General features: G+C 69.4%; 8 protein-coding genes. 6 read left to right on the top strand and 2 right to left on the bottom strand.

From position 1 onward, the window contains the following. Window positions 1-34: 34 nt before the first annotated feature. Window positions 35-670 carry a hypothetical protein gene (locus JGU66_01550; protein MBJ6759427.1) on the bottom strand — a complete coding sequence of 212 codons (636 nt, stop codon included), beginning with the start codon at window positions 668-670 and terminating at the stop codon, window positions 35-37. 136 nt (window positions 671-806) lie between these two features. Here JGU66_01550 and JGU66_01545 point away from each other — a divergent pair, with 136 nt between their 5' ends. The 6 genes from JGU66_01545 to JGU66_01520 all read left to right on the top strand — a co-directional run bounded on the left by JGU66_01545 (window position 807) and on the right by JGU66_01520 (window position 15,070). Beyond that, complete coding sequence (locus JGU66_01545) at window positions 807-1,511, top strand: TetR/AcrR family transcriptional regulator (GenBank protein MBJ6759426.1); 705 nt, start codon at window positions 807-809, stop codon at window positions 1,509-1,511. A gap of 262 nt (window positions 1,512-1,773) precedes the next feature. Then, window positions 1,774-5,322: a DNA polymerase III subunit alpha gene (gene dnaE, locus JGU66_01540; protein ID MBJ6759425.1), complete on the top strand. Its 3,549-nt coding sequence runs from the start codon at window positions 1,774-1,776 to the stop codon at window positions 5,320-5,322. Continuing rightward, window positions 5,322-6,143, top strand: a complete 822-nt coding sequence (locus JGU66_01535; GenBank protein MBJ6759424.1) for a crotonase/enoyl-CoA hydratase family protein — start codon at window positions 5,322-5,324, stop codon at window positions 6,141-6,143. The genes dnaE and JGU66_01535 overlap by 1 nt, the downstream gene beginning before the upstream one ends. 57 nt (window positions 6,144-6,200) lie before the next feature. Next, on the top strand, window positions 6,201-7,004 hold the full coding sequence (locus JGU66_01530) for an SDR family oxidoreductase (protein MBJ6759423.1): 804 nt from the start codon (window positions 6,201-6,203) through the stop codon (window positions 7,002-7,004). A 128-nt stretch (window positions 7,005-7,132) separates the two neighbouring features. Beyond that, a complete protein-coding gene (locus tag JGU66_01525; protein ID MBJ6759422.1) occupies window positions 7,133-12,907 on the top strand; it encodes an Ig-like domain-containing protein in 5,775 nt (1,924 codons plus the stop codon). A 210-nt stretch (window positions 12,908-13,117) separates the two neighbouring features. After that, window positions 13,118-15,070 carry a Zn-dependent oligopeptidase gene (locus JGU66_01520; protein ID MBJ6759421.1) on the top strand — a complete coding sequence of 651 codons (1,953 nt, stop codon included), beginning with the start codon at window positions 13,118-13,120 and terminating at the stop codon, window positions 15,068-15,070. Between the two features lie 54 nt (window positions 15,071-15,124). On the opposite strand, the gene JGU66_01515 is transcribed toward JGU66_01520, so the two are convergent. Then, a complete protein-coding gene (locus JGU66_01515) occupies window positions 15,125-17,632 on the bottom strand; it encodes a glycogen/starch/alpha-glucan phosphorylase (GenBank protein ID MBJ6759420.1) in 2,508 nt (835 codons plus the stop codon). Window positions 17,633-17,848: the final 216 nt, after the last annotated feature.

Genomic DNA, 17,848 nt, shown 5'->3' with positions numbered 1-17,848 from the left:
GACTATCCGCCTTCCCGCGGGCGCGGCGATTCGTTCACAGGACAACGAGCAGGCTCAGCGACGCGCTCGGATAGACGGAGCGCAGCTTCAGCGTGCCGCTGCCGTTGCCCACCTCCAGCTCGCGCACGTCGGTCGTGGCGAAGCCGGGGCCCACGCGCGCGGACAGTCCGAGCCGCCCCGCGCCGGGGCGCCACATCGCGCCCACCGAGGGCTCCGCGAACAGCGCCGTGGTGTAGCTGCCCAGGTCCTCCGCGCTCGCCCGCGCGTGGAACTCCTCGGCGCCCAGTGTCAGCCCGACGAACGGCTGGAATGTCCCGCCCGCGAACGACGCCAGCGTGTAGCGGCCTTCCGCGCCCAGCGCGTAGTTGAGCTTCACGTCGCCCGAGTTCGTCCCGATGAACCGGGCCTTCGCCCCGAACTGGCTCCATCCGCCCGTGCGCGCCACCAGACCGAAGGCCCACGGCGCCTCGCGAGACGGCGACAGCTCCAGGCGGATGCCCACGAGCGAGTCATCCAGCGCCGGCGGTTGCACCTCCACCAGCAGCGCGCCCGGCAGCGGGCGCTCCATTCCCATCGCCGCGTCATCGGCAAGCGCGGGGACCGCCGTCAACGCCGCCGCCACCCCCAGCCACTTCGCCCACTGCGCGCGCTTCACGGAATCGGTACGCATCGTCTCTCCCTTTTTAGTCGTTCGACTAAATTAGTTACACGACTAACTAAGGGTCGAGCGGCCGCATGTCAAGCCAACCGGCCGGGCACGCGGGCCGTGGCTTGCGGGTGGGAATGCGGTGCCCTATGTGGGTTGGATGGCCCGACCCCGCGGCACGCCCGAGCCCACGACGCCTCCGGAACCCGACGCGCGCGAGCGCCTCATCGCCGCGGGCTATCGCGTCCTGTCCGAGCGGGGCTACGACGCCACGACGGTGAAGGAGGTGGCGCGCGAGGCGGGCGTGAACCAGGGCCTGGTGCACTACTACTTCGGCAGCAAGGACGGGCTCTTGCTCGCGGTCACCGCGGAGGCGCGGCGGCAGTACGAAGTGGAGCTGAAGCGGCTGCGCGAGGAGATGCCCCTGGAGCGGCTCGCGACGGCGAGCTTCTCCTGGGGCGAGCGGTTGATGGCGGAGCGGCCGGAGCAGGTGCGCCTGCGCCACGAGCTGTACGCGCTCGGGCTGCGCAACCCCGAGCTGAAGCTCCCGGTGGCCCAGCTCCTGGATGAGAGCGACGCGACCATCGCGCAGACCGTGGCCCACGTGCGCCACGGCGCGGGCTCGACTCCGGACGCGGTGGATGTGCAGTACGCGGCCATCGTGCGCGCGTGCTTCGACGGGCTCTCGCTGCACCACCAGTTGGACTCGCGGTTCGACCCCATGCCCGCCTTCGCGCTGTTGCGCCGCATCGTGCTCGCCAGCCTGGGTGGCGGGCCGGAGGGCGCGAAGCCTCCCGCGCGCAAGGTCAAGGCCCGGTCGGGGGGGGCGCCCGCGCGGCCTCGGTCTCGCGGTCGCTCGCGGTAGGCGCGGCACCGCCACTTGGAGTTCCCCTGACCCCGGCCGGCGAGTGTGCGCGGCGTGCGCTCTGACGACGGCACGTGCGCGAGCGCCCGGCGGGTCCCCGCGTTACTCCTTCACCCCCACCGGTGGGTCTGGCACAAGAGGCCCGCGGGGCCGAATTTCTGGCTCCGGCGGCGCGGCGGGCGCGGGTCCATGACACTGGACTGGCGAGCAGGAGACCGCCGCCCTAGTGTTCCGGCGTCACACTGAACGGACCCTCACGCCTATGTCATTTACCCACCTCCACCTGCACACCCTCTATTCGCTCCTCGATGGGGCGATCCGGATGAAGGACCTCATCAAGACGGTGAAGGAGAAGGGGATGACGAGTGTCGCCGTGACGGACCACGGCAACATGTTCGGCGCCATCGACTTCTACAAGAAGGCCAAGGACGCGGGCATCAAGCCCATCCTGGGCATCGAGGCGTACGTCGCGGGCCCGAAGGGGCGCGAGGACCGCTCGGAGAAGGTGGCGCACCACCTCATCCTCATCGCGAAGAACGCGGAGGGTTACGCCAACCTGCGCTACCTGTCCTCCACCGCGTACATGGACGGGTTCTATTACCACCCGCGCATGGACAAGAAGGTGCTCGCGGACCACAGCAAGGGCCTGTTCGCCCTCACCGCGTGCCTGGGTGGCGAGGTCACCAGCGCGTGCTTCCGTGGGGACATGGACCACGCGCGCCGCGCGGCCCAGGAGTACAAGGACATCTTCGAGCCCGGGCACTTCTTCCTGGAGGTGCAGTCCAACGGGATGCCCGAGCAGGACAAGGCGAACGAGAACCTCAAGCAGCTCTCGCGCGACCTGGACATCCCCCTGTGCGCCACCGCGGACGCGCACTACATCAAGCGCGAGGATGCCCGCGCGCACGAACTGCTCATGTGCATCGCCAGCGGCAAGACGCTGGCGGACAACAAGCGCATGAAGCACTCCACGGACAAGCTCTACGTCACGAGCCCTCAGGAGATGATCGAGGCGTTCCGCGACATCCCCGAGGCGGTCCACAACACCCAGCGCATCGCCGAGCAGTGCAACCTGGAGCTGAAGCTGGGCAAGCCCATGCTGCCCACCTTCAAGGTCCCGGACAGCCACACCCCGGACAGCTTCATGGCGGAGCTGTCCTTCCAGGGCCTGCGCGAGCGCTTCGAGGAGCTGCACGGCAAGTACCCCATCGACCGGGAGGCGTACCTGGCGCGCCTCAACCTGGAGCTGGGCGTCATCCAGAAGATGGGGTTCAGCGGCTACTTCCTCATCGTCCAGGACTTCATCAACTGGGCGAAGAAGCAGAACATCCCCGTGGGGCCGGGTCGTGGCTCGGGCGCCGGTTCGCTCGTGGCCTACGCGCTGCGCATCACGGACCTGGACCCCATCCCGTACAACCTCCTGTTCGAGCGCTTCCTCAACCCGGAGCGCGTGTCGATGCCGGACTTCGATATCGACTTCTGCCAGGACCGGCGCGACGAGGTCATCAAGTACGTGGGGCGCAAGTACGGCGAGATGAACGTGGGGCAGATCATCACGTTCGGTTCGCTCAAGGCCAAGAGCGTGCTGCGCGACGTGTGCCGCGTGTTCGGCCTGCCCTTCAGCGAAGGTGACCGCATCGCGAAGCTCGTCCCCGAGGTGCTCAACATCACCCTCAAGGAGGCGATCGAGATGGAGCCGCGCCTCAAGGAGATGTTGGAGAAGCCGACCAACATCGGTGAGGTGGAGGGCAAGCCCGTCACCACCAAGGACGTGCTGGAGATCGCCCTCGCGCTGGAGGGCCTGCACCGGCAGGCCGGCATGCACGCGGCCGGCGTGGTCATCGCGGACAAGCCGCTCTGGGAGTTCGTGCCCGTCTATCAGCCGCCGGGCGAAAAGATCCTCATCACCCAGTTCGCCAAGGACGAGGTCGAGGCCGCGGGCCTCGTGAAGTTCGACTTCCTCGGCCTCAAGACGCTCACCGTGATTCAGCACGCGCTGGACCTGGTGAACCGCAATCACAACAAGGAGATCCTCCGCCACGAGATTCCCCTCACCGACGACAAGGTGTGGGAGTTGATGGCGAAGGGGGACACGGCCGGCGTGTTCCAGATGGAGTCGAGCGGCTTCACCGAAATGGTGATGAAGCTCAAGCCGTCCTGCTTCGAAGACGTCATCGCCGCCGGCGCGCTCTACCGCCCGGGCCCGCTCGACTCCGGCATGGTGGACGTCTTCATCAACCGCAAGCACGGCCGCGAGCCGGTGACGTATCCGCACCCCGCGCTGGAGCCGGTGCTCAAGGACACCTACGGCGTCATCGTGTACCAGGAGCAGGTGATGCAGATCTCGCAGGTCCTGGGTGGCTACACCCTGGGCCGCGCGGACCTGCTTCGCCGCGCCATGGGCAAGAAGAAGGCCGAGGTCATGCAGGCCGAGCGGGCCGGCTTCCTCGACGGCTGCAAGGCGAACAACGTCGACCTGAAAGTCGCCGGCGAAATCTTCGACCTGATGGAGAAGTTCGCCGAGTACGGCTTCAACAAGAGCCACTCGGCGGCCTATGGACTCGTCACGCTGCACACCGCGTGGCTGAAGGCCCATTACCCGTGCGAGTTCATGGCGGCCCTTCTCACCAGCGAGAAGGACAACACCGACAAGGTGGTGAAGCACATCGGTGAGGCGCGCGAGTCGGGCCTCCAGGTGCTCCCGCCGGACGTGAACCAGTCCGACCTGGCCTTCGGCGCGGTGGAGGGGAAGATCCGCTTCGGACTGGGCGCCATCAAGGGCGTGGGCGAGGGCGCCATCGAGTCCATCCTGGATGCGCGCAAGGACGGGTCCTTCAAGAGCCTGTTCGACTTCTGCGAGCGCGTGGACAGCCGCCGCGTCAACCGCAAGGTGCTGGAGGCGCTGGTGAAGGCCGGCGCGTTCGACTTCGAGAAGCGCCCGCGCCGGCAGATCTTCGAGACCATCGAGAAGGCGCTCAACCGCGGCTCCGCCAGTCAGAAGGACAAGGCGGCGGGGCAGAGTTCGCTGTTCGGAATGCTGGCGGGTCCGGCGACGGGCGGCGGAGGCGGCCTGAAGGACGACTACGTCGACACGGAGGAGTGGCCGGAGAAGGAGCGCCTGGCGCTGGAGAAGGAGGCCATCGGCTTCTACGTGTCAGGCCATCCGCTGCACCAGTACGACAAGGAGCTCAAGCGCTACGCGCGGCCCCTCACCGCCGTGCAGCGCGCGCGTCGGGACGAGAAGATCACCGTGGCCGGCATCATCACCACGCTGCGCGAGCGGCCCACCAAGACGGGCAAGCGCATGGCCTGGGTGACCATCGAGGACCTGTCTGGCTCCATCGAGCTGGTGTGCTTCCCCGGCAAGGACGGCACGCGCAACGTGATGGGCAAGGACGGCAAGTGGGCCAAGCAGGGCCCCAAGCCGGGCTTCGAGCACTGGGAGTCGCTGCTCAAGTCGGATGACCCCATCCTGGTGACGGGCTCGGTGCAGATTTCCCAGCGCGACGAGGATGCGCCCACCGCGGAGCTCATCGTCGAGGACATCCAGAGCCTCAAGGCCGTGCGTGAGAAGCGCACCAAGCGCCTGGAGCTGCGTGTGCCAGTGGACCTCCTCACCGAGGACCGGTTGACGAAGCTCAACGAGCTGGCGAAGAAGTACGCGGGCGCGACGCCCGTGGCCGTGAGCGTGTTGTTCCAGGGCGAAGCCGAGGCGTACATCGGCGGCACGTCGCTGAAGGTGCAGGTGACGGATGACCTGCTGCTCGCGGTGGACAAGCTGTTCGGCCTGAGGGTCGTGGAGTTCGGGTGATGGACTTCCAATCGCTGCGCATCGAGCAGGCGGACGGCGTCGCCGAGGTGGTGCTCATCGGGCCGTCCAAGGGCAATGCCCTGGGACCGGACTTCTGGCGGGAGATGCCGGAGGCCATCCGCGCGCTGGAGGCGGATGACGCCGTGCGCGTGGTGCTCCTGCGGGGGCAGGGGAGCCACTTCTCCTACGGGCTCGACCTGATGGGGATGATGGAGTCGCTGGGGCCGCTGGTCGCGGGCGACACCAACCTGGCCCTGGAGCGCACGAAGCTGCTGCGGCTCATCGAGGCCATGCAGCTGGCCACCGAGGGGCTGGCGCGCTGTCGCAAGCCCGTGCTCGCGGCGGTGCACGGCTGGTGCATCGGTGGCGGCATCGACCTCATCGCGGCGTGTGACTTCCGCTACTGCTCCCAGGACGCGAAGTTCTCCCTGCGCGAGGTGAAGCTGGGCATCGTCGCGGACATGGGCGCGCTGCAGCGGCTGCCGCGCATCATCGGCGAGGGGAACACGCGCGAGCTGGCGTACACGGGCGGCGACATCGACGCGAATCGCGCGCTCCAAATGGGGCTCGTCAACCGCGTGTTCGACACGCCCGAGGCGCTGCTCGCGGAGGCGCGCGCCACGGCGCGGCGCATCGCCGACAACCCGCCCCTGGTGGTGCAGGGCGCCAAGCAGGTGATGGAGTACTGCTCGGACAAGTCCATCGCGGACGGCCTGAAGTTCGTGGCGGTGTGGAACTCGGCGTTCCTCCAGTCGCTGGACCTGGGCGAGGCCTTCGCGGCCTTCGCCGAGCGCCGCCCGCCCCGCTTCCAGGGGCGCTGAGCGGCTGGCACTTCTACCGGCGCCCGCGAGCCGGGCGCCTTCACGAGGAACGAACTCATGGCGGATGGCGTGTTCAAGGACGGGCTGCTGGCGGGCAAGGTGGCCTTCATCTCGGGCGGAAGCAGCGGCATCAACCTGGGCATCGCCGAGGGCTTCGTGAAGGCGGGCGCGAAGGTGGCCATCAACGGCCGCAACGTGGAGAAGCTGGAGGCCGCCGTGAAGGGGCTCCAGGCCCACGGCACCGCGATGGGCGTCGCCGCCGACGTGCGCGACTACGCCTCCGTCGAGGCCGCGATGAAGACGGTGCATGACGCCTATGGCGACATCGACGTGCTCGTCTGCGGCGCCGCGGGCAACTTCCCGGCCCCCGCGCTCGGCATGTCGTCCAATGGCTTCAAGGCGGTGATGGACATCGACGTGCTCGGCACCTTCAACGTGTCGCGCGCGTCCTTCGAGTACCTGCGCAAGCCCGGCGCCGCCGTCATCAACATCTCCGCGCCCCAGGCCTATCTGCCCATGGCCATGCAGGCCCACGTGTGCGCGGCCAAGGCTGGCGTGGACATGCTCACGCGCGTGCTGGCCATCGAGTGGGGCGGCACCGGCGTGCGCGTCAATGCCATCACCCCGGGCCCCATTGACGACACCGAGGGCATGCGGCGGCTGGCCCCCAGCGCGGACTCCCGCGAGCGCATCATCCAGACGCTGCCGCTTCAGCGCTTCGGCACCACCCAGGACATCGCGCGGCTCGCGCTCTTCCTCGCCTCGGATGCCGCGTCCTTCATCACCGGCTCCATCATGGTGTGCGACGGGGGACAGTCCCTCCTGGGTGGCGGCGCACTCATGAAGGCCATGGGGATGTGACCCAGCCGTTTCAGTTGAGCTGAAAATATCCGCCCTGGCATTCCGGGGGGCTGGGATTGTCTGGTACAAAGCAATGCCTCGCGCCTGGCTGCTTGCCGCGCGAGGTCTGCTCGCTGGCCGGAGAAACCATGCCTCCACGTCTTGTGCCGCTCGCCCGATGCCTCGGGTTGGGTGTGTTGTTGCTGGGTGTGTCCCTGGGTTGTGGCGGTGACAACGTGACGCCGCAGCCTCCGGCGCCGAAGCCCATGCCGGATGCGGCGCGCTCCACGGTGGTGGTGGACCGCTCGGCGGACGTGCTCGCGGACGGGCAGGCGGTGGTGGGCATCACCGTCACCGTGATGCAGAAGGACGGCACGCCCATGACCGGGCGCACGGTGCACGTCGAGGTGTCTGGCGAAGGCAACACCGTCACGCAGCCTGGAGCGAAGACAGACGCGCAAGGCGTCACGCACGCCTCGGTGGTGTCCACGCGCGCGGGGGTGAAGACGGTCACCGCGTCGGTGGATGCGGAGGGCGGCGCGGTGGTGCTGGGCGCGCATCCCACGGTCACCTTCGTCGCGCCTCGCGCCGTGTCGCTGGCCTTCACGGCCTCGGCGCTGTCCGCGACGGCGGGCGGGTTGATGAGCGGGCTGGAGGTGGCCGTGCGCGACGCGCAGGGCCGCACGGTGGTGGGGGCCACGGATGCGGTGACGCTGTCGCTGTCCGCGGGGCCGGGCGGCGCGGCGCTGGAGGGCACGCTCTCCGCGCACGCGGTGGATGGCGTGGCGCGCTTCTCCGAGGTGCTGCTGAAGAAGGCGGGCACGGGCTATGTGCTCAAGGCCGAGGCGACGGGATTGACGGCGGCCACGAGCCCCTCGTTCGAGGTCGCTCCAGGCGCGGCGGCGAAGCTGGTGGTGACGGATGTTCCGGCGGTCGTCACGGCGGGCGCCGCGCAGAGCGCGCGGGTGACGCTGCGGGACGCCTACGACAACGTGGCCACGAACTACGTGGGCACCGTGGGCGTGAGCAGCTCGGACGCCGGGGCGTCACTGCCCGCGGCGCATGTGTTCACCGCGACGGACGCGGGGCAGTTCACCTTCACGGGCATCGTCCTCAAGCGCGCGGGTGAGCAGAACCTCGCGTTCCGCGACGCGGCCCTCTCGGCGCTGGTCTCCGTTCAGGACGTGCGGGTGTCGTCGGGCCCGGCCGCGCAGCTCGCGTTCGCGCATGTGGCCTCGCAGGTGTCGGTGCACGCGGCGCTCGGGTTGGTGGAGGTGGTGCTCCAGGACGCGTATGGCAATCGGGCCGCGGCCAGCACGCCCGCGGTGACGCTGGCGCTCGCGCAGGCAGGGGGCTCGCTGGGCGGTGTCGTCACGGTCGCGCCGGTGGATGGAGTGGCTTCGTTCACCACGCTCTCGATTCCGGACGAAGGCCGCTTCCAGCTGCGCGCCACGGCGCCGGGTCTCCAGGCCGCCACCAGCGCCGAGGTCGTCGTGGTGGATGACGTGCCGCCTTCTCGGCCGGTGCTGGCCCTGGCTGGATCCACCACCACGTCCGTCACGGTGACCTGGACGGCGGTGGGAGATGACGCGGATCAGGGACGGGCGACCTCGCAGGAGCTGCGCTATTCGACGGCTCCCATCGACTCGGCCGCCGCGTTCAACGCGGCCACGCCGGTGGCGGTGGGCGCTCCCGCCGCGGCGGGCTCGGCGGAGTCGGCGGTCATCTCGGGCCTCACGGCGGGGCAGAACTACCACGTGGCCTTGCGCGTGACGGACAACCAGGGTCTGTCCGCGCGCTCGGCCAGCCTCGCGGTGTCCACGCAGGATCCGCAGGTGTCACAGATCGCCTTCGTGACGCAGCCGGTGGACGGCACGTCGGGAACGGCGTTGGCGGATGTGCGCGTGGCCCTCCAGGACAGCTCCGGCGCCACCGTGACGAAGGCCACCTCGGCGGTGACGCTGTCGCTGACGGGGCAGTCGTCCTTCCCGGCGGTCACGCAGACGGCGGTCAATGGCGTGGCCACGTTCTCCGGGCTCCGCGTGGACACCGCGGGCTCGTACACCTTCACGGCCACCTCGGGCTCTCTGCCGGCTGTGACGAGCCAGTCCTTCACCGTTCGCGCGGGCGCGGCCGTGAGCCTCTCGCTCGTGGGCCTCGTGGCGCCGGTCATCGCGGGTGCTTCCCAGAGCGTGGAGGTCACCGTGAAGGACGCGGCGGGCAATGTCGCCACGGGCTACACGGGCACGGTGCACTTCACGTCCACGGACGCACAGGCGGTGCTGCCCGCGAACTTCACCTTCAGCTCCGCCGACGCGGGGCACAAGGTGTTCTCCGGCGTGACGCTCAAGACGGCGGGTTCGCAGACCGTCACCGCGACGGACACGGTGAACGCGGCGCTCACCGCCTCGCTCACCGTGGAGGTGTCGTCGTCCGGGGGTCAGTCGGTGACGCTGGAGGGGCTGCCGTCCACCGTGGTCGCGGGGAGCGCGCGGTCGCTCACCGTCACGGTGCGGGATTCGTACGGCAACATCTCCTCGGACTACGCGGGCACGGTGCACTTCACGTCCACGGATGCGCAGGCGGTGCTTCCGGCCGACGCGGCCTTCATGCCTGGGGACGCGGGGCGGAAGGTGTTCCCGGGCGTGGTGCTGAAGACGGCGGGCAGCCGCGCGGTCACCGTGACGGACGTGGCCAACGCGGCGCTCTCCGGCAGCGCGAGCACCGTGGTGGAGCCAGGGCCGGCGGCGTCGCTGACCCTGGCGGTGGCCAACGCGTCGCCTGTCTCGGGTGCGCCGGTCTCCGCGACGGTGACCGCGCGTGATGCGCACGGCAACGTGGCCACGGGCTATGTGGGCCGGGTGGCCTTCACGTCCACGGACGCGCAGGCCCAGCTCCCGGGCGACTATCTGTTCGTCGCGTCCGATGCGGGGGCGCACGTCTTCTCGGTGACGTTCCTCACCGCGGCCCCGGGCTCGCTGACCGTGACGGACACGGCGCAGTCCACGCTCACGGCCAACGTGGCGGTGACGCCGGTGGCGGGCCCCGCGGCGACGTTCTCGGTGCAGGCCGAGGCCGGCCCCTACGTCGCGGGCGCTCCCGTGAGCTTCGACCTCACGGTGCGCGATGCGCACGGCAACGTGAGCACGGGCTACGTCGGCACGGTGCATGTCAGCGCCTCGGATGCCCAGGCGGTGCTGCCCGCGGATCAGACCTTCAGCGCCGCGGACAGTGGGCGTCACACCTTCTCGGTGGCGTTCCACACGGCGGGTTCCCAGACGGTCACGTTCACGGACACAGCGGACGCCTCGCTGTCCGCCTCGCACACGGACGACGTGGGCCCCGCGGCGGCCACGGTGCTCGTCTTCACTTCCGCGCCGACGACGGGACAGGTTCGCCAGCCGCTCGCGGACGCGGACGTTGTGCTGCGCGACGCCTATGGCAACCGCGCTCAGGCCAATGGGCCGCAGGTGACGGTGTCGCTCGTGGGCGCGGCGCTCCTCGGTGGGACGACCACGCGGACGCCTTCCTCCGGGCAGGTGACCTTCTCGGGCCTGACGGTGGACGGGGAGGGGACCTATCAGCTCCGCGCCACCGCGAACGGCCTGAGCGACGCCACCAGCGGCAACCTCGTCATCAGCGACACGACCGCTCCGGGCGTGGCTTCGGACCTCGCCGCGAGCACCCTGTCCGCCACGAGCATCAAGGTGAGCTGGACCGCCACGGGCGACGATGGAAGCCAGGGCACCGCGCAGTCGTATGACCTGCGCTACGCGACCTCCCCCATCTCCGAGGCCAACTTCGCCTCCGCGACGCCGGCGTCGAGCCTGCCGGCTCCCCAGGCTCCGGGCGCGGCCGAGAGCGTCAGCGTGTCGGGACTGGTGGCGGACACCCTCTACTACTTCGCCCTGCGCGTGACGGACAACGCGGGCAATGGCAGCGCGCTGGCGTTCGCGAGCGCGACGACGGGCAACCCCTGCACGAACTTCACCTGCACGCCGCCTTCGCCTGCGTGTGGCGCGGATGGCGTGTCGCGCGTGACGTATGCGTCCGCGTGCGAGGTGCAAGGCAACCAGCCCGTGTGCGTGAACACGCCCACTAGCAACGTGTGCCCCGGCGCGGGAGGCGTCTGCTACGCGGGCGCTTGCGGCACGGCGTCCAGCGCGGCGGCGGGTGAGCTGGTCATCTCCGAGGTGATGCACTCGCCGTCGGCGGGCACCACGGAGTACGTGGAGCTGACCAACGTCAGCACGAAGCTGCTCGACGCGGCGGGCCTCACGCTCAGCTACGACAACGGCGCGGGCTCGGTGGTCAGCTACACCCTGGACGCGGGCCCGGGCGCGGCGGTGCCGGTGGGTGCCTCGCACACGCTGGTCGTCGCGCAGGACAAGAGCCTGGGCACCAACGGCGGTGTGTCCGCGGACCTGGCCTATGGCTCGGCGCTGACGCTCGGGAGCACGGGGCGGCTCACCGTCAAGAAGGGGGCCACCGTGGTGGATGACCTCACGTACACGAACAGCTATCCGCAGACGGTGGGGCGCGCCATGACGCTCGCGTCGAGCCTGGTGGGCACGCCCGCCAGCGCCCGGCCCTGGTACTGGTGCGATGCCGTGCAGGACATCATCGCGGGGGGAGACCGGGGAACGCCCAACCGGGTGAACGACACGTGTGGCCTCAACGTCACGCCGCCCGTGGACTGGTGCGCCATCCAGTACCCGAAGACGTTCCCCGTGGCGGGAGACGCCAACTACCCGGCGACCATCCTCACCACGGACTCGAAGACCATCACCTCGCGCTTCTATGACATGGACGTCACCACGCGGAACCTCGCGGGCAATGACTTCTATCCGCGCATCGAGGCCGAGCTGGGCTACGGCACGGACGTCGCGCACCCCGAGGCCTGGACCTGGACGTCCGCGGCCTTCAACCCGAGCTACGCGGGCGCGTCTCCGAACGACGACGAGATGCAGGCCACCCTGCACATCCCCACCACGGGCACGTATCTGTATGGCTTCCGCTACCGGTTCCAGGAGCCGGGCCAGCCGTGGACGTACTGCGACCAGACCGGCATCGCGGTGCCTCCGTCGGGGACCTACGGCTCCGTGGTGGTGGCGTCGCCCGTACAGGGGCCCGCGGTCAGCTCCGCCGCGCCGGGCGTCATCGCTCGGGGGGCGCGCTTGATTGTCACCGGCGTGCGCTTCACCGGCACCACGTCCGTCACGGTGGGTGGCGTGGCCCAGACGTTCACGGTGGACTCGGACACGCAGCTCACCCTCGCGAGCCTCGCGGACGCCACGCCCATCGCCGCGCAGCCCATCGTCGTCACCTCGCCCAACGGGAGCAGCGCGCCTCAGAACGTCACCGTCATCGACCTGCTCATCTCCGAGCTGGATGCGGATCAGGTGGGCACGGACACGAAGGAGTTCGTGGAGCTGTCCACGGGCGTCCCGGGCGTCAACCTCTCGGGCTACGTCCTGGTCTTCTACAACGGTGCCAACAACCAGTCCTACCTGGCGGTGGACCTGAACACGACGACGGACGCCGGAGGCCGGGTGGTGGTGGGCAACACCGGGGCGATGACGCCCGCGCCCCTGCTCACGTTCGCCAACGGCCTGCTCCAGAACGGCGAGGATGGCGTGGCCGTCTACCAGAACACGGCCGCAAGCTTCCCCAACAACACCGCGGTCACGGCCACCCGCCTCATCGACGCGCTTGTCTACAACAACGCCGCGACGCCTCTTGCCACGGGGTTGCTGAACGCCCTGCTGTGGCCGGTGGGGGATGCGCGCCGCGTGCAAGCCAACGAGAACGCGACCAGCTCCAAGGACACCGTGTCCATCCAGCGCTGCGGCGCGGGACGCCGTGACGGTCGCGTCTTCAGCGTGGCGGTCCCGACGCCGGGCGCCGCCAACACGTGCCCGTAGCCTCGCACGGCTGAAAGACTCGCATTGAGAACAGGGCCGCTCCGGAACGCACCCCGGGGCGGCCCTTGTCGTCTCCGAAGACCCGGGGCACGGCGCGCGGGGCGTTCGCTGGGCGGCAACTCACGCGTTCTCGCTCACGTCGCTGATGCCCTGGCGACGCGGGCGCATTACCTTGGCGGTCCTTCTTTCCCCAGGCCCAGGAGCCTCCCCGTGTCCGAGTCCCTCACCCCCGTCGCCGGCCGCTACGTCACGTGCCCGCCGGATGAATTCCGTCGCGCGTGCGAGGACGCCATGGCCGCCGCCCGCGCTGGCATCGAGCGCCTCAAGTCCATGCCGCTGCCCCGCGATACCCGTCAGGCCCTGGAGACGCTCGACGAGGCCGGCGCGGCCCTGGATGACGCCTCCGCGCGCGCCAGCGTCGTGCGCCACGCCCACCCGAAGGCCGAGCTGCGTGAGGCCGCCGAGGCCGCCGAGCAGGCCATCGAGACGCTGGCCAACGACATCCGCATGGACCGGGGCATCTACGACGTCCTCGCCGCGCTGGACCTCTCCCGCGAGGACGCCGCCACGCGCAAGTGGATGGAGAAGGTGCTGCGCGACTTCCGCCGCGCTGGCGTGGATCGCGACGAGCCGACGCGCGCCCGCGTGAAGGCGCTTCAGGAGGAGCTGGTCCGCATTGGCCAGGACTTCAGCCGCAACATCAGCCAGGACACCCGCTCGGTGGAGCTGATGCCCGAGGCGCTCGACGGCCTGCCCGAGGACTACGTGCGGGCCCACGCCCCCGGCGCCAACGGGAAGGTGCGCATCACCACGGACTACCCGGACCTCATCCCCTTCATGACGTACGCGCGCGACGGGAAGGCGCGTGAGCTGCTCTGGCGCGCCAATCGCCTGCGCGGCTACCCGGCCAACGTGGACGTGCTCAACAAGCTGGTGTCCAGCCGCCACGAGCTGGCCACGCTGTTGGGCTATGCGTCCTGGGCGGCCTACGCCACCGAGGACAAGATGGTCCGCAGCGCCGAGGCCGCCTCGGACTTCATCCAGAAGATTGCCCAGGCCTCCGAGGCGCGCATGGGCCGCGACTACCAGCAACTGCTGGCACGCAAGCGCCAGGACGAGCCCGGCGCCGCGCGGGTGGACCCATGGGACTCGGGCTATCTCGATGACCGCGTGAAGGCCGAGCAGTACGCCTTCGACTCGCAGTCGGTCCGTCCCTACTTCGAGTACACGCGCGTGAAGCAGGGCGTGCTGGACCTCACCGCGCGCCTGTTCAGCGTGACGTACCGCCACGTCCCCGACGCGGCCGTGTGGCACCCGGACGTGGAGGCGTATGACGTGTACGAGGGGAGCACGCTGCGCGGGCGCTTCTTCCTGGACATGCATCCGCGCGCGGACAAGTTCAAGCACGCGGCCCAGTTCGTCCTCACCAGCGGCAAGGCCGGACACCGGCTGCCGGAGGGGGCGCTCATCTGCAACTTCCCGAAGCCCGGCACCGAGCCCGCGCTCATGCAGCACAGCGACGTGGTGACGTTCTTCCACGAGTTCGGCCACCTGCTGCACCACATCTTCGGCGGCCACACGCGCTGGGCCGGCGTGTCGGGCGTGCGCACGGAGTGGGACTTCGTCGAAGCCCCGTCGCAGATGCTGGAGGAGTGGGGCCGGGATGCCACGTGCCTCCAGACGTTCGCCCGGCACTTCCAGACGAACGAGCCGCTGCCCGCGGAGCTGGTGGCGCGGATGAACCGCGCGGACGAGTTCGGCAAGGGCCTCTTCGTGCGGCAGCAGATGTTCTACGCGAAGCTCAGCCTGGAGCTGTACCGCCGCAGCCCCACGAACCTGGACCCCACCGAGCTGGTGCGCGAACTCCAGTCGCAGTTCATCCCGTTCCCGTACCAGGAGGGCACGTACTTCCACCTCTCCTTCGGGCACCTGGATGGGTACTCGTCCAACTACTACACGTACATGTGGTCGCTCGTCATCGCGAAGGACCTCTTCACCGTGTTCGAGAAGAAGGGCCTGCTCAACCCGGAGCCCGCGCAGTCGTACCGCCGCGCGGTGCTGGAGCCGGGTGGCTCGGATGATGCCGCGCACCTCGTGCACCGCTTCCTCGGGCGCGACTACGACTTCCGTGCCTACGAGGCGTGGCTGAACAAGGCGGCGTGAGCGTGAGCGGGTGGGGCGTCCATGCCAGGGCGCCCCGCCTCGCGTCGTGGAGGGCTACTCCACCTGCGTCTTGCGCACGCGCCAGATGTCCTGGGCGTACTGGTGGATGGTGCGGTCCGAGGAGAAGATGCCCGCGCGCGCGACGTTGATGATGCACTTGCGCGTCCAGCCGTCCGCGTCCTGATAGGCGCGGACGACCTCCTCCTGCTTGGCCATGTACGCGCCGAAGTCCGCCAGCACCAGGTAGCGGTCCTCCTCGAGCAGGCTGTCCACCAGCGGGCGGAACAGGTTCTTGTCCTCCGGCGAGAAGAAGCCCGTGGAGATGAGGTCCAACGCCTCGCGCAGCTCCAGGTTCGCCTGGTACTCGTCGCGCGGCCGGTAGCCCGCCTTCTTGCGCGCGATGACCTCGTCCGCCGTGAGGCCGAAGAGGAAGAAGTTCTTGTCGCCCACCGCGTCGCGAATCTCCACGTTGGCGCCGTCCAGCGTGCCCAGCGTCAGCGCGCCGTTGAGCATCAGCTTCATGTTGCCGGTGCCGGACGCCTCCATGCCCGCGGTGGAGATCTGCTCGGACACGTCCGCGGCCGGGATGATGCGCTCGGCGAGGCTCACGCGGTAGTTGGGCAGGAACATCACCTGCAACCCCGTGGTGCCCGCGTCGCTGTTGACCACCTCGGCGATGCCGTTGATGAGGCGGATGGTCAGCTTGGCCAGGTGATAGCCGGGGGCCGCCTTGGCACCGAAGATGAACGCGCGCGGGTGGACGATGGAGGACGGGTCGCGGCGTGCCTTCATCCACAGCGCGACGATGTGCACCGCGTCCAGGAGCTGGCGCTTGTACTCGTGCAGGCGCTTGATCTGCACGTCGAAGATGGCGTCCGGATTGAGCTGCACCCAGCGCAGGTCGCGCACGTGCCGAGCCAGCTCCTCCTTGTTGGCGCGCTTGACGGCGCGGAAGGCCTCGCGGAACGCCGGGTCCTCGGCGTGCGGCTCCAGCTTGCGCAGCTGATCCAGGTCACACGTCCACCCATCGCCGATGCGACTGGTGATGAGCTTGGACAGACGCGGGTTGCACCACGCCAGCCAGCGGCGCGGCGTCACGCCGTTCGTCTTGTTGTTGAAGCGCTCGGGGAACATGGACGCGAAGTCCGGCAGCACGTCCCGGCGCAAGAGGTCCGTGTGCAGCGCGGCCACGCCGTTGATGCTGTGGCTGCCCACCACGGCCAGGTGGGCCATGCGAATCTTCTTCTCCGGCCCTTCCTCCACCAGGCTCATCCGCCGCAGCTTCTCCACGTCGTACGGGTAGCGGATCTGCACCTGGCGCAGGAAGCGCTGGTTGATTTCGTAGATGATCTCCAGGTGCCGGGGCAGCAGCCGCTCGAACAGCGTCGCCGGCCACTTCTCCATCGCCTCGGCCAGGAGCGTGTGGTTCGTATAGCCAAACACCGCCTGGGTGATGTCCCACGCCTCGTCCCAGGTCAGACGCTTCTCGTCCACCAGCACGCGCATCAGCTCGGCCACGCCAATGGCCGGATGCGTGTCATTGAGCTGGATGGCCACCTTGTTGGGGAAGTCCCTGAAGTCCGTGTGGTTCTTCAGGTAGCGCCGGACGATGTCCGCGATGGAGCACGCCACGAAGAAGTACTGCTGCTTGAGGCGCAGCTCCTTGCCGGCCTGGAAGGCGTCGTTGGGGTAGAGGACCTTGGAGATGACCTCCGAGTCGTTCTTCTCCACCACCGAGCGCTCGTAGTCGCCCGCGTTGAAGAGGAGGAGGTCGAACTCCTCGCTCGCACGGGCCTGCCACAGCCGCAGCGTGTTGACGGTGTTGTTGCCATAGCCCGCGATGGGCGTGTCGTACGGGACGCCAATGACAGTCTTGCCGCCCACCCAGCGCGCCACGGGCCGACCATCCGGCCCCTGCTGGTGCTCCACGCGCCCGAAGAAGCGCACCGGCACGGCCTTCTCCGGCCGGACGATCTCCCACGGGTTGCCGAACTTCAGCCACTCGTCGGCGCGCTCGACCTGATAGCCGTCCACGATGTCCTGCGTGAAGATGCCGAACTCGTAGCGGATGCCGTACCCCATGCCGGGGTAGCCGAGCGTCGCCAGCGAATCCAGGAAGCACGCCGCCAGTCGCCCCAGGCCGCCGTTGCCCAGGCCCGCGTCCGGCTCCATCTCCAACAAGTCCGTCAGGTCCGTGCCCACCTCGCGCATGGCCTCGGCCGCGGCCTCGTACATGCCCAGGTTCAGCAGGTTGTTCCCCAGCGCGCGGCCCAGCAGGTACTCCGCGGAGAGGTAATAGGCCCGCTTCACGTCCTGCTCGTAGTACGCGCGCGCCGTCTTCACCCACCGGTCCGTCAGCCGGTCGCGCACCGCCAGCGACAGCGCCATGAAGCGGTCATGCGGCGTGGCCGTCTCCGGGTTCTTCCCGCGCGAGTAGCGCACATGCTCGAGGAAGCCTCGGCGCACGCTCGCCGCGTCCAGCCCGGTGCGGCCGCTGTCTTCGGGAGGGCCCACCGACGAGGACGGGGACTGCGCGGGGGGCACGGAGGCGGGAGGGGCCATGGTTCGAGTGTCTCGGGGGCCAGGAGGGTGGACAGGCCGCGGACGCCTGGGTCCGCGCGGCCCGCGAGGCTACCGTGCCCGCACCCCCCTGGCATGGGAAAGCGTGGGTGCCCCGCCTGGACTGCTCACTCGGACAACCCGGGGGCAAGGGGGCTCCCGGGACTTCGTGACGCGGCGCGTGCCCTCTGACACGGTAGGTGTGTCTTCTCAGGTTAA

The sequence above is a fragment of the Myxococcaceae bacterium JPH2 genome (genome assembly GCA_016458225.1).
Lineage (GTDB): Bacteria > Myxococcota > Myxococcia > Myxococcales > Myxococcaceae > Citreicoccus.
The sequence above is the reverse complement of the archived record's forward strand: the minus strand, read 5'-3'. Positions and strand labels throughout refer to the sequence as shown.

What these genes read in the sequence shown, in the direction of transcription:
- JGU66_01530 (MBJ6759423.1), top strand. Translation starts at nt 6,201, where the DNA reads ATGGCGGATGGCGTGTTCAAGGACGGGCTGCTGGCGGGCAAGGTGGCC.
- dnaE (MBJ6759425.1), top strand. Translation starts at nt 1,774, where the DNA reads ATGTCATTTACCCACCTCCACCTGCACACCCTCTATTCGCTCCTCGAT.
- JGU66_01525 (MBJ6759422.1), top strand. Translation starts at nt 7,133, where the DNA reads ATGCCTCCACGTCTTGTGCCGCTCGCCCGATGCCTCGGGTTGGGTGTG.
- JGU66_01515 (MBJ6759420.1), bottom strand. Translation starts at nt 17,632, where the DNA reads ATGGCCCCTCCCGCCTCCGTGCCCCCCGCGCAGTCCCCGTCCTCGTCG.
- JGU66_01535 (MBJ6759424.1), top strand. Translation starts at nt 5,322, where the DNA reads ATGGACTTCCAATCGCTGCGCATCGAGCAGGCGGACGGCGTCGCCGAG.
- JGU66_01545 (MBJ6759426.1), top strand. Translation starts at nt 807, where the DNA reads ATGGCCCGACCCCGCGGCACGCCCGAGCCCACGACGCCTCCGGAACCC.
- JGU66_01550 (MBJ6759427.1), bottom strand. Translation starts at nt 670, where the DNA reads ATGCGTACCGATTCCGTGAAGCGCGCGCAGTGGGCGAAGTGGCTGGGG.